General features: G+C 72.3%; 9 protein-coding genes. 2 read left to right on the top strand and 7 right to left on the bottom strand.

Annotation, left to right across the window (positions count from 1 at the left end):
* Positions 1-1,157 (top strand): FAD-binding protein (locus ABZW32_RS36820; RefSeq protein WP_356224812.1); only part of this gene is annotated, 1,157 nt, incomplete at its 5' end.
* A 96-nt stretch (positions 1,158-1,253) separates the two neighbouring features.
* Here the strand turns inward: ABZW32_RS36820 and ABZW32_RS36815 are convergent.
* From ABZW32_RS36815 to ABZW32_RS36785, 7 genes are all read right to left on the bottom strand, one after another.
* Positions 1,254-1,682, bottom strand: a complete 429-nt coding sequence (locus ABZW32_RS36815; RefSeq protein WP_356224810.1) for a nuclear transport factor 2 family protein — start codon at positions 1,680-1,682, stop codon at positions 1,254-1,256.
* A gap of 113 nt (positions 1,683-1,795) precedes the next feature.
* Positions 1,796-3,550: a beta-galactosidase gene (locus ABZW32_RS36810; protein ID WP_356224808.1), complete on the bottom strand. Its 1,755-nt coding sequence runs from the start codon at positions 3,548-3,550 to the stop codon at positions 1,796-1,798.
* 56 nt (positions 3,551-3,606) lie between these two features.
* Complete coding sequence (locus ABZW32_RS36805) at positions 3,607-5,571, bottom strand: cellulase family glycosylhydrolase (protein ID WP_356224806.1); 1,965 nt, start codon at positions 5,569-5,571, stop codon at positions 3,607-3,609.
* A 76-nt stretch (positions 5,572-5,647) separates the two neighbouring features.
* Positions 5,648-6,493, bottom strand: coding sequence for a carbohydrate ABC transporter permease (locus ABZW32_RS36800; protein ID WP_356224804.1), 846 nt, complete (start codon positions 6,491-6,493; stop codon positions 5,648-5,650).
* 7 nt (positions 6,494-6,500) lie between these two features.
* Positions 6,501-7,526 carry a sugar ABC transporter permease gene (locus ABZW32_RS36795; RefSeq protein ID WP_356224802.1) on the bottom strand — a complete coding sequence of 342 codons (1,026 nt, stop codon included), beginning with the start codon at positions 7,524-7,526 and terminating at the stop codon, positions 6,501-6,503.
* Positions 7,526-8,803: a sugar ABC transporter substrate-binding protein gene (locus tag ABZW32_RS36790; protein WP_356224800.1), complete on the bottom strand. Its 1,278-nt coding sequence runs from the start codon at positions 8,801-8,803 to the stop codon at positions 7,526-7,528. The genes ABZW32_RS36795 and ABZW32_RS36790 overlap by 1 nt, the downstream gene beginning before the upstream one ends.
* 113 nt (positions 8,804-8,916) lie before the next feature.
* Complete coding sequence (locus ABZW32_RS36785) at positions 8,917-10,077, bottom strand: ROK family transcriptional regulator (protein ID WP_356224798.1); 1,161 nt, start codon at positions 10,075-10,077, stop codon at positions 8,917-8,919.
* A gap of 173 nt (positions 10,078-10,250) precedes the next feature.
* Between ABZW32_RS36785 and ABZW32_RS36780 the strand changes: the two genes are divergently transcribed.
* Positions 10,251-12,380, top strand: coding sequence for an alpha-galactosidase (locus ABZW32_RS36780; protein WP_356224796.1), 2,130 nt, complete (start codon positions 10,251-10,253; stop codon positions 12,378-12,380).
* Positions 12,381-12,609: the final 229 nt, after the last annotated feature.

Below are 12,609 nucleotides of genomic sequence, written 5' to 3'. Positions count from 1 at the left end.
CCGTCATGCTGGATCTCTCGGAGCACCGCGATCGCGCCCGTCCGGACGGAGACCGCGTGCTCGTCGGCGGTGGGGCGACCATGGCCACCATGCTCGGGGTCCTCGGCCCGGCGGGTCGCGCCGTGCCGGTCGGTGTGTCCGGCCACGCGGGCCTGGGGATGGCGACCCGAGGGGGCATCGGCTACCTGACGAGGTCCCTGGGACTCACCGTCGACCATCTCGTGGAGGTCGAGCTGGTGCTCCCGTCCGGCGACCTCGTGCGTCTCTCGGAGAGGAGCGCGGGCGAGGAAGCCGACCTGTGGTGGGCGGTCCGGGGCGGCGCGCCCCGGTTCGGGGTGGTCACCTCCGCGGTGTTCCGGACCCACGAGATCGCTCCGGTCCGGGTCGACCGGGCGGTGGTGCGTCCGGACGCGCTCGCCACGTACTTCCGGGTCGCTCCCGAGCTTCCGCGGGACACCACCATGAGCGCGGTCCTCGGCTACTCCTCGCTCTCGCCCGACGAGCCGGTCCTGTTCGTCTACACCGCCTGCGCGAGCCGGCACGACAGCGCCGTCGGGCGGGCCAGGTCGGCGGCCTCCGCCGTCGTCGCCGGGTCGGGCGCGCCTCCGCTCTACCGTTCGGAGGGGTCCGGGCGCTATCCGGCCGGGCTGCCCGAGTTCGCCATCCCCGGGGCCGGCGGCGCCGAGCCCGAACCGGTGCGGCTGCCCCGGCCGGGTGACGGTCCGCGTGGTTCGTTCTTCGGCAAGGCGGTCTTCACCGGTCCCACGCTCGACGCCGCTGTCGCCGGTGCGCTGGCGGAGCGGATCCGCGCCGCACCCACGCGGGCCTGCCGCATCGACTTCCAGCACACCGGCGGGGCCCTGGCCGACGTCGACGACACCGCCACCGCGTTCTGGGGCAGGACCGCCGAATGGAGCATCCCGCTGAACGCGATCTGGGACGACGACGCCGACACCGAGGCCTGCAGGGCGTGGGCCCGCGACACGCTCCGGGCCCTGGCCGCGCACACCGTCGGGGTCTACAGCGTCGAACTGCGGCCGGGCCTCCCCGAGACCGAGAGCGAGACGCGGGCGGCCTACGGCGGCAACCTGGCCCGGCTCCGGGCGCTTCGAGACCGCTACGACGGCACCGGAGTGCTCGCGCCGCCACTCCCCTGACCCGGCCCGCATACCGGTCTCCGAAGTGGCGGTGCCCCGGCTCCGCCCGCCCGCCCGTCGCCCGGGCGGGCGGAGCCGGGGCAGCTCCGGGGACGGTCAGGCGAGGCGGTCGGGCAGCGGCGCGAGGGTGAAGTTCTCCCAGATGAAGTTGTCCATCTGGTGCTGGTCACCGCTCAGGTTGACGACGCGGTCGATACGGCCGTCGGTGTCGAAGTGCCACACCAGGGCCCAGGTCGTGTCGACCTTGCCGGTGCCCGCGGTCGTCCAGCCGCGGTGGATGTCCACGACGTACTCGTCGTTGCTGCCGAAGAAGATCGGGTCGGCCTGGAAGCCGGCCTTGCCGAGCTGGTCGAAGAAGCTGCGGACTTCGGCGACGCCGTGCTTGGTCCCGGACAGCGGGTGCCGTCCGGGGATCGTCCACTGGATGTCCGGTGCCAGGACGGCACTCATGCCGTCGACGTCCCCGGCCGCGTAGGCGGCGAAGAACTTCTCGACCGACTCGACCTTCGGGTCTTTCTCGTTCATGAACTCAGCTTCCGTGTAGGGGTGTTGGAGTCCCATCCTCGCAAGACGGGCTCCGCGGCCACCAGCTCCTCCTGCATCGTGAGACCCGTGTCGTGGCCCGAGGTCCTCTTCGGCTACTCCTCGGTCGGGCCCAGGTCGGGGTGGTCGCGCAGGGCGACCGTGCGGGTGGTCGAGGCGTGCAGTTCGAGGACGGTGATCTCGTTGCGGCCGGCCCTGAGCACCGGGGCCGGGACGTACAGCGTGGCCTGCGCACCGCGGGACCAGTACCGGCCCAGCGCGAAGCCGTTGACCCAGACGTTGCCCTTGGTCCAGCCCTCCAGGGCGAGGAAGGTGTCGGCGGGCCTTTCGAGGTCGAAGTGGCCGCGGTGGAAGGCGGGGCCCACCGGGGGCGACTTCGGGTCGTAGGCGGTGAAGGACAGACCGGTGAGATCGTCCAGGGGCAGGGCGCTGCTGGACCACGGAGCCGGCTCCCGGCCGCCCACGACGGTACGGCCGAGGAGTCCCTTGCGGTCGTGGACGCCCGGCCCGTAGTTGACCCTGCCCTGGTTCTCCACCAGCACCGTCAGCCGGGCTCCGGGACGGGGGACGGCGAAGGCCAGGGCGTGCTCGCGGGCCTCCCGTTCGAGCACGCCGACCGGTTGTCCGTCCACGAAGACCTGCGCGCGGTCGCGTACGTCTTCGGCGCGCAGGACGACCGGGCCCCGGTCCGGCAGCCGGGTCTCGTACAGGACGAAGCCGAAGTCCTGGCCGAGCTCCTCCATCGTGAGCGGGCGGGCCGCCTCGACGGCGCCGGCGAGGAGGTCCGCCTGGGCCAGCAGGGGCGCGCATTCGGTGAGTGCGACCGGCCCGTGGCCGAGCTTCGGCGCGGGGGCGGGCACCGGCTCGTCGGGGACCGGGGCGTGTTTGGCGATGACCTCGCGGAAGGCGGTGTACTTGGGGGTGGGGTCGCCCGCCTCGTCCAGCAGTGCGTCGTAGTCGTACGAGGTGACGGTGGGGCGGTACGTCCCCTTGTCGTTGGCCCCGTTGGTGAAGCCGAAGTTCGTGCCGCCGTGGAACATGTAGACGTTCACGGAGGCACCGGCCGCGAGCAGCCGGTCGAGTTCGGCGGCGGCGTCGTCGGCGTCGCGGACGGCGTGGGTCCCGCCCCACCGGTCGAACCAGCCGATCCAGAACTCCGAGCACATCAGGGGCCCGGTGGGCTGGTGCTCGCGCAGCCGCGCGAGGCCGCTCTCGGCCCCGCTGCCGAAGTTGGCGGTGCGCAGCACTCCTTCGAGGCCGCCGCGCGCGAGGTCCGAGGGCTGGTCGCAGGTGAACAGGGGGACGTCCACGCCGTGGCGGCGGAGCAGCGCGGCCAGGTCGGCGAGGTACCCGGGGTCGTCCCCGTACGCCCCGTACTCGTTCTCCAGCTGGACGGCGAGCACCGGCCCGCCGCGGCTCCCGAGCCAGGGCAGGAGGGGCGGCATGAGGGCTCCGAGGTACTCGTCCACGGCACGCAGGAAGCGCGGGTCGCGGCTGCGCAGCGCGATGCCTTCCTCGGCGAGGAGCCAGGAGGGCAGGCCGCCGCCCTCCCATTCGGCGCAGATGTACGGTCCGGGGCGCAGCAGCACGTGCAGGCCCTCGGCGGCGGCGAGGTGGAGGAAGCGGGGCAGGTCGAGACCTCCGTCGAGCCGGAACTCCCCGCGCCGGCGGGCGTGGAGGTTCCACGGGACGTAGGTCTCGACCGTGTTGAGGCCCAGCAGGCGCGCCTTGTGGAGCCGGTCGGCCCATTGCTCCGGGTGAACGCGGAAGTAGTGCAGTGCACCGGAGACGATGCGGAACGGCCGGTCGTCGAGACGGAAGCCGTCTGCGGCGATCTCCAGTCGGGGCATGCCGTGCGCTCCTCGGGAAGCGGGGGAAGGGGGAAGTGGGGCGGAGGGGGTGCCCGTCAGGCCAGGGGGCGGCACAGCAGGGCATCGGGGACGCCGCCGTGGTTCCACCGCCAGGTGAAGGCGACTCCGGCGATGTATTCGCTGTCGGCGCACTGGCCCTTGTAGTAGCCCGGCGCCCAGTCGCTGCCGGTCGAGCCTCCGGCGGCCGGGCGGTTGTCGCCGTGGTCGAACCAGATGGTGCGGCCGGTGACGGGCAGCGGGGCTGCGGCGGGGGCGCACAGCAGGGCGGACATGGCGTTGTTGCTCACGCTGTAGCCGACCGCGAAGGAGTTCTCGGGGCACTGCAGTTTGTTGTAGCCGTCCGCCCAGTCGCCCCGGGTGACGTAGCGCTCGTCGGTGACCGCGGTCCAGGCGCCGCCCGCCTTCCGGGGCTGGCCGGCGTCGGTGCACAGGCCCCGGCTGTCGCTGCGGCCGAGGCCCGTCAGCCGCTGGCTGTCCGGGCAGTTGCCCTTGCGGTTGCCCGGCGACCAGTCCGGCTGCGCCGACATCGTGGCGGAGACGTCGTAGTCGGCGTGGTCGAGGTCGAGCATGTTCCAGTGGCTGACCTGGGGCACCTGGCCGGTGCGGCCGGGGGCGGAGACCAGCTTGTTCCAGTCGTCGGCGCGCCAGTCGCCGCCGTCCTCGATGCCCTGGCGGACGCCGGTCGTGCTGTAGGACAGCAGTGCCCAGTTGTCCATCGGGGCGCCGGCCGCGTCGGTCCAGCCGACCAGGGGCCAGATCGCGAAGTCGGTGTCGTTGGCCGTGAGGATGTCGGTGAAGTTGTGCAGCCAGGCCCGTTCCTTGGGGTCGTCGGAGCCGCGGCCGCCGGCGCCGAACTCGCTGATCCACACCGGGGCGGTGAAGTGCTGGCCGGCTTCGGTGACGAAGAGTGCCTCCTGGTTCACCACCTGGGCGAGCTGCTGCGGGGTGAAGTCCTGGTAGCGCGGGTCGCTCGTGGATCCGGGGCCGCTGCCGGCGCCGGTGTTGGCGGGGCCGGTGTAGGCGTAGAAGTGGGCTGCGTAGACGAGCTTGCCCGACTCGATCAGCGTGTGGGAGAGGTTGGCCACCGGCGTCAGCATCGGCCGCCCGTGCGGGAGTCCGGCGAGGGGGATGCCGTACCAGTTGATGCCCTCCATGACGACGAGCATGTCGGGGTCGGCCTGCAGGATCCGGTTTCCGGCCTCTTCGAAGGCGGCGTAGGCGTCGTGGCCGTCGTACCAGCCCCAGTTGGGGTCGTCCCAGGTGTCACGGCGCACCTCGTTGCGCAGGTCCGCGCCCACCACTCGTTTGTCGGCCTTGTAGCGGTTCACCATGAACAGCCAGTCGTCGACCCACTGCTGGGTGCTCTGGCTGCTGTTCCAGCGCTCGTTGCCGTCCAGGCCGCAGCAGAAGCGGGCCGTGGTGGTGTGGTTGTTGAGGATCACCGCGAAGCCGTCGGCGGTGAGGGCCGCGATGACGGCGTCGAGGACCTGGAGCGGTGTCTTGCCCTTCAGCTGCGGGTTGGCGGCGATCGCCGTGTCCGGGACGGGCGTGGTGTCGTGGACGAGGGCGTTGGAGAACGGCAGCCGGATGCTGTTGAGGCCCAGGCCGTGGAAGTCGGCCAGGATGGCGGCCATGGGGGCCCGGTCCAGTCCGAGCGGCATGCTGTGGGCCGGTTCGCCGTGCATGTGGCTGGCGGGATCGTTGATGTCCCCGCTCCCGGTCCACGTCCCCTGGGCTCCCGCCCAGTTGCCCGCCTTCAGCTTGAAGCGGTTGCCCCCGGCGTCGACGATCCAGCGGCCCCGGGTGCTGAGGGGGCCGGTCCAGGAAGCGGCCAGCTGTCGGCCGCTCAGGACCGTGGGCGTGGCCGGGGTGGCGGTCACGGTGGCGGATCCGCCGGAAGCGGGTGCCGCCGCGGTGGCGGCCGTGCTCGTGCCGAGGAGCAGCGCGGACAGCACGGCGAGTGCCGCGGTCGCGCGTCGGAGCAGTGGGGTGCGTGTCATGTCGGCCCCTTCTGGGGATGGAGGGTGTGCCGTGCTCTTGACGTGCGTGCGGCCGGCGGCGACGGTCGCTCCGGGGTCAGCCTTTGAGGCCGCTGGTGGCGATGCCCTCGACGATGTAGCGCTGGGCGACCAGGAACATGACGACCAGGGGGGTGATCGTCACGACGGCTCCGGCGAACAGGCCGGGCAGGTTGACGGTCTGTGAGGTGAGGAACGTCGACAGGGCGATCTGCGCCGTCCAGGCCGACGGGTCCTGGCCGATGACCAGGGGCCACAGGAAGGAGTTCCAGCTGTCGATGAACGCCAGCGCTCCGAGCGAGGCGAGCATGGCGCCGGAGTTCGGCAGGGCGATGCGGCGGTAGAGGCCGAACCAGCCCAGCCCGTCCAGCCGTCCGGCCTCCTCGATCTCGGCCGGGAAGCGGAGGTAGAAGTTGCGGAACAGCAGGACGGCGAAGGGGTTGAACAGGCCGGGCACGACGATGCCCCACAGGGTGTTCACCCCGCCCATCGATCCGACCACGACGAAGGTCGGTACGAAGGTCACCGAGCTCGGGATCATCAGGGTGGCGACCACCAGGGCGAGCAGGACGCCGCGTCCCGGTACGGGTATCCGCGCGAAGGCGTAGCCGGCGGCGGAGGCCAGGAGCGTGGAGACGGGGGCCGTGATGACGGCGATCAGGGCCGAGTTCGCCAGCGCCCTGCCCATGGACAGGCCCGGGTCGTCGAAGAGCGCGCTGAAGTTCTCGAAGTGCATCGGGGAAGGCCACCACGTCCAGTGCGGCGAGCTCACGCCCCGGGCGTCCATCAGGGCACCGCGCAGCATCAGGTAGAAGGGCGTCAGGAAGGCCGCTGTCAGCAGGCCCACCAGCAGTCCCCGCGCCGAGAGGCGCAGGGCTCCGGAGAGCCTCGGCACGGAGTTCATGGGCGGCTCATCCTTCCTTTCTCCCGAATCCCGTGAAGCGCCCCTGGATCAGGGTCACTCCGACGATGAGGGCGGTCAGCACGAACGCTCCGGCCGATCCGAGGCCGTAGTCCTGACTGCCCATAGCGGTGCTGTAGAGGTAGACCAGCGGGGTCTGTACGGGGGCCGCGCCGGTTCCGGAGAGCCCGCTGTTGAACAGGTTGTAGAACTCGTCGAAGGCCTGGAAGGCCGCGATGAAGAGCAGCATCAGCACGGCGACGGAGGTGTTGCGCAGCATCGGCAGCGTGATGCTGCGCAACAGCCGCAGGCCCTTCGCCCCGTCGAGCGCGGCGGCCTCGTAGAGGTCCTCGGGGATGCCCTGGAGGCCGGCGAGGAAGAGCACCATGTAGAAGCCGACCTGGAGCCAGAGCCGGAGGGTGACCAGGACGATCCAGTACAGCGGTGGTGAGGTGGTCTGCAGCCAGGGGACCGGGTCCGTGCCGAACCATCCGGCGAGGGTGTTGGCGATGCCGGTGGGCAACCCGTTGAACAGGCACATCTTCCACAGGAGCGAGGCGGCCACGTAGGACACGGCGGCCGGGATGAGGAAGGCGGTGCGCACCACGGCCCGCCCTCGCCGGATCCGGTGCACCAGAAGGGCGAGCCCGAGGGAGGCCGCGAAGGTGACGGGCACGATGAAGGCGGTGAACAGCAGGATCTGGCCGAGGGAGGCGCGGAACGTCCGGTCGGAGAGCAGTGTCCGGTAGTTGTCCAGGCCGACCCACCGGCCGGGGGCTATGGTGCCGCGGGCGTCGCTGAGGCTGAGCAGGAAGCTCCAGCCGATGGCCACGTACTTGAAGACGCCGAGGCCGATGAGCGTCGGCGCGGTGAGCAGCGCGAAGGCGGCCCAGGCCGAGCGCCCGGTGCGGGGCCGCCGTTCGGTACGGGGCCGCCGCCGCCCGGAGCGGGCGGTGCCCCGGTCGGAGGTCCCGGAAGTCCGGGAAGGCCCGGACCGGCCGGTCCGGTGCGTGCCGGTGTGGGGTGCCGCGACCATCAGCCGCGCTGCTTGTCGACGACCGTCTGGGCTCGGTCCACCGCTTCCGCCAGGACCTGCGCGGGGTCGCCCTGCCCGCCGACGATCTTCACGGCGGCCGCCCTGAAGGCGTCGCTCACGGCGGTTTCCCAGCTGCCCGGGTTGGACTTGCCGTACTTGGCGGCCAGTTCCACCGCCTCCCGGGCGGCGCCGCCGGAAAGCTTCTCGGCGCCCGCCGCCACGGACTTGCGGGGCGGGACGTGGAGCCCGTAGCTCTCGGCCCAGTCCTTCTGCAGTCCGCTCTCCTGGACCCACAGCCACTGGACGAACTTCTTGGCGGCGTCCACGTTCCTGCTCTTGGCGTTGACGCAGCCGGACCAGCCGCCGACGCGCACGACGGGGCTCCCGCCGGCCTTGAAGGCGGGCCACGGCAGGACGCCGAAGTCGTCGCCGAGCGCGGTCTTGATCGCGGGCATCGCCCACAGGCCGCACCACTGCATGGGCACGACGTCCTGGGTGAGGGCGGACGGATCCCACCAGTCGGTGGTGTAGCCGAGGAGCAGGGACTTGTCCTCGTGCAGGCGCTTCAGGCCGGTCAGGGCTTCGAGCGCCTGCGGGGAGCCGAAGGCGACCTTGCCGTCGGCCACCAGATCGCCGCCGTTGGAGCGGACCGCGAGGATCGGGCTGTCGCCCAGGCCGTCGTTGCCGAGGAACAGGCCCTTGCCCGTCTTGGTGGTGAGGGCCTTCGCCGCCGCGACGAGTTCGTCGAACGTGGTGGGCGGGGTGATTCCGGCCTGGGCCAGCCTGCTCTTGCGGAAGTACAGCATCATGACGTCGTCGATCATCTTGACGCCGTAGAGCTTGCCGTCGACGGTCACGCCGGCGATGGCGTTGTCGTTGAAGTCGGACCTGGCACTGCCGTAGAGGTCGTCCAGCGCGGCGATCTGGCCCCGGCGGGCCAGGCTGTCGTTGAAGTCGCCGATCTCGAAGACGTCCGGGGCCGCGTCGGTGAGCAGCGTCGCGTTCAGCTTGGCCGTGTAGTCGCCGGGGACCCAGGTGACCTTGACGGCCGTGTCGGGGTGGGCCTTGGTGAAGGCGGTCGCGTAGCGCAGCGCGGCCTGCTGCGCGCCCGCCTCGCCGTAGGCGTGGTACCAGACGTTCAGGGTGGTCCCGGCGGCGGAGGAGCCGCCCCCGGCCGGGTTCGTGCTGCAGGCGGCGGTCACCACGCTTCCCGCGACGACCATCAGCGATCCGCCGAGGAAACGCCTTCGGCTAAGCTCGGTTCTGTGTGCGCTCATGTCGCATCCTTCCGTGAGGGCAGGCGTGATGTGGGTGTGTTCCGCCCGGTTGGTGCCCTTCCTCATTGCTTGCCGGCTGGGAAGGGCGCCGGGCGGGTGAGCTGTGTGCGGTGCTACGGGAACAGCGCCTGTACGGCCACCGCGGCGGCCCCGCGGGCCCACTCCTCCCAGGGGAGCGGGCGCAGCGACAGCGGGCACCGGCCCGCCGCCCCGAAGGTGTGGGACGCGTAGGCGTCCTTGATGTGCTGTCCGAACAGGTCGTAGGTGTCGGTTCCCTCGCCGCTCACCACGACGCGTTCCGGGCCGACGAGGTTGACGAGCGTGGCGATGGCGACCCCGATCGCCCGACCGGCGCGGGCGAAGGCCTCCCGCGCCACCGGGTCCCCGTCGCGGGCCAGCTCCACGGCCTGCTCGAACGCGAGCCCTGCGCGTCCGGTGCCCCGGCGGACCGCTTCGAGGATCGCGCCGCTGGAGGCGATCGCCTCGACGCAGCCGACCGAGCCGCAGCGGCAGGTGGGGCCGGCCGGGTCGACGCGGATGTGCCCCATCTCCCCGGCCACGCCGTAGGCGCCCTGCACCAGCTGTCCGTTGACGACGATGGCGGAACCGATGCCCGCGCCGATGGTGACCAGCGCGAAGTAGCCGGTGCCCACTCCCTCCCCGAACCACCAGTGCTCGGCGATGGTGAGTGCTTTGACGTCGTTCTCGACGGTGACCGTCAGACCGGTGGACGCGCTCACCGTTTCGGCGAGCGGGACGTCGCTCCAGCCGAGACGGCCGGAGAAGCGGACCCGGCCGCTCGCGCGGTCCACGTCTCCCGAGACCGCGATGCCCAGGTGCCGGGTCCGTTCGCGGAACGCGGGCTCGGTGCCCAGCAGTTCGTCGACGAGTTCGGTCAGGAGCGCGCTGACCGCCTCGGGCCGGCGGTCACCGAGTATCCGGCCCGCTGTCGCCCGTACTCGGGCCCGCAGGTCGCACACCACGCCGAACAGCCGGTCGTCGCTGATCTTCACGCCGACGAAGAACTCCCGGTCCGGGGTGACCGCGAGCGGGTTGACGGGTCGCCCGGCTCCCGGAGCGGTGCGTTCCGGCGCGAGTTCGTGCAGATAGCCGTCGTCGATGAGCGGTCTCGCGGCCTTGGTGATGGCCGTCGAGGACAGCCCCGTCCGGCGCGCGAGCTCGACCCGGCTGAGCGGGCCCTCGGCCAGGAGCAGGGCGAGGACGGCGGTTTCGGCCGGTGCGGTGACCAGTGGTCGGGGATCGTTTCGAAACACGGGTGCAACGTAGAGCAAATAAATAACTTCGTCCAGTATTGATTTCCCACCCGTTCCCGCCTTAGCCTCTGGCCCAACTCACGGCCTGTAGCCGGGCGTTCGGCGCAGCGGGGTTCTCACCCGCACCACCCTTCTTACGGCCGTGCTCCTTTCCGCACCCCAGGAGACCCTTCGTGCCTGCCGCGCTCCCGCTCGCCTCCTTCGACCCCGGCTCCGACGTCGCCCTCCTCCGCACGCCGAACAGCCTGTACGCGCTGCGCATCGGCCCCGACGGAAGCCCTCGGCACGTGTACTGGGGGGCGCCGCTCGACGCCGTGGCCCTGTCCCGGCTGCCGGACGCGGCCTCGCCCGCCGCCAGCAGCTTCGAGGCCGACGCCGCCGCGGACGAACTGGCTCCGCAGACCGGGGCGCGGTTCGGCCCGGCGGGCCTCCAGGTCCGGTTCGCCGACGGGACCAGCGGCGCCCAGTGGCGGTTCACCGGACACACCGTCGACGGCGGCGAGTTGCGCCTGCGCCTGCTCGACCGCCACTACCCCTTGCGCGCCGAGCTGTGTTACCGCGTCCGCCCCGGCAGTGACGTCATCGAACGCTGGGTGGAGCTCACCCACACCGCGGCGGCGGACGACGACGGCGCCGGGCCCATCACCGTCGACCGGCTGGACTCGGCCTCCTGGACGGCCCCCGCGCTCGCCGACTACCGGCTCAGCCACCTCACCGGCGGCTGGAACAGCGAGTTCCAGCTGAACCGCGACCGGCTGCCCGTCGCCGAGACCGTCCTCACCAGCCGCCGGGGGCTCACCGGCCACCACGCCAACCCCTGGCTGGCGCTCGACGACGGCACCGCGACGGAAGACCGGGGCGAGGTGTGGAGCACCGCCCTGGCCTGGAGCGGAAGCTGGCGCATCACCCTCCACCGCGACCCGGTCGGCCGCACCACCTGGACCGGCGGATTCGGGCACGAGGGACTGCGCTGGACGCTGCGACCGGGCGAGAGCCTGCGCACCCCCGTGTTCGCCGGCCTCTACACCCCGCACGGCTTCGGCGCGGCCAGCCGCGCCTGGCACGGCCACGTCCGGGACCACGTACTGCCGGCGCCCGACCGGGAGCGGCCGGTCGTCTACAACTCCTGGGAGGCCACCGGTTTCGGCGTCGACCAGGCCGGACAGGTCCGGCTGGCCCGCCTGGCCTCCCGGGCCGGCGCCGAACTCTTCGTACTGGACGACGGCTGGTTCGGCGCGCGACGGAGCGACGCGGCGGGCCTCGGCGACTGGGTCCCGCGCCGCGACGCCTTCCCTCGGGGGCTGCGCCCCCTCGCCGACGAGGTCCACCACCTCGGCATGGAGTTCGGGCTGTGGGTGGAGCCCGAGATGGTCAACCGCGACAGCGATCTGTACCGCGCCCACCCGGACTGGGTCGTCCACTCCCCCACGCGCGAGGCGACCGAGCTGCGCCATCAGCTGGTACTGAACTTCGCCCGGCCCGAGGTGGAGACCTGGGCCCACCGGATGCTCGACGCCGTCGTCCGCGACCACCGGGTCGACTGGCTCAAGTGGGATGCCAACCGCGCCTTCACCGAGGCCGGCCGGGAAGGGCATCCCGATCCGGACCGGCTCTGGATCGACCACACGCGGGCCGTCTACCGCGTCATGGACCGGCTCCGCGCCGACCACCCGGGCCTGCGCATCGAGGCGTGCGCGGGCGGCGGCGGGCGCGCCGACCTCGGCATCCTCGCCCGCACCGACCAGGTGTGGACCTCCGACAACACCGATCCCGTCGACCGGATCGCGATCCAGGACGGCTTCAGCCAGCTCTTCCCCGCCCGGGTCATGGCCGCGTGGGTCACCGACAGCCCCAACGTCACCACCGGACGGCTCACTCCGCTGCGCTTCCGCTTCCACGTGGCCATGTCCGGCGCGCTCGGCCTCGGCGGAGACCTGACGACCTGGTCCGAGGAGGAACTCGACGAGGCCGCCGGGCTCGTGGCCGAGTACAAACGGATCCGCCCTCTGGTGCAGTACGGCCTCCAGTACCGCGTCGGGGGGGCGGGCGGGGTGAAGGCCGTCCACTACGCCGCCGAAGACGGCGGCGAACACGCCGTCCTCGCCTGGCGCCCCTCGGCCCGGTTCGGCCATCCGCCCGCCCCCGTCAGACTGCCCGCGCTCGACGTCGGCGCGCACTACCTGGACCCGGACCTGGACCAGGTGTACAGCGGCACCCTCCTGGTCCAGCGCGGAATCGACCTGCGGCTGCCGCCGGGGGACTATGCGAGCCGGCTCATCCGGCTGCGTCGCGTCGCCCCCTGAGTGCCCCTCGGACGAGGGGGCCACGGAGGCCGGAGCGAGCCGTCCAGGATCCCCACGGGACCCTGGACGGCGCCGCTTTCACCGGCTGAGCCCCCTCGCCCCCGATCCTCCCGACCCGGCGGACCACCGCGTCCCGCGTTCGGGCGCGAGGCGGCGGGCGCCGGCCGCCGGGGTCACGGGGAACAGGCGCGGGGGGCGGTGGCCGGCCGCGCCGAAGGCGGCCGTGACG

The organism is Streptomyces sp. NPDC004667 (assembly GCF_040609475.1).
Taxonomy (GTDB): domain Bacteria; phylum Actinomycetota; class Actinomycetes; order Streptomycetales; family Streptomycetaceae; genus Streptomyces.
This window is presented reverse-complemented; position numbering and strand designations above follow the sequence as displayed.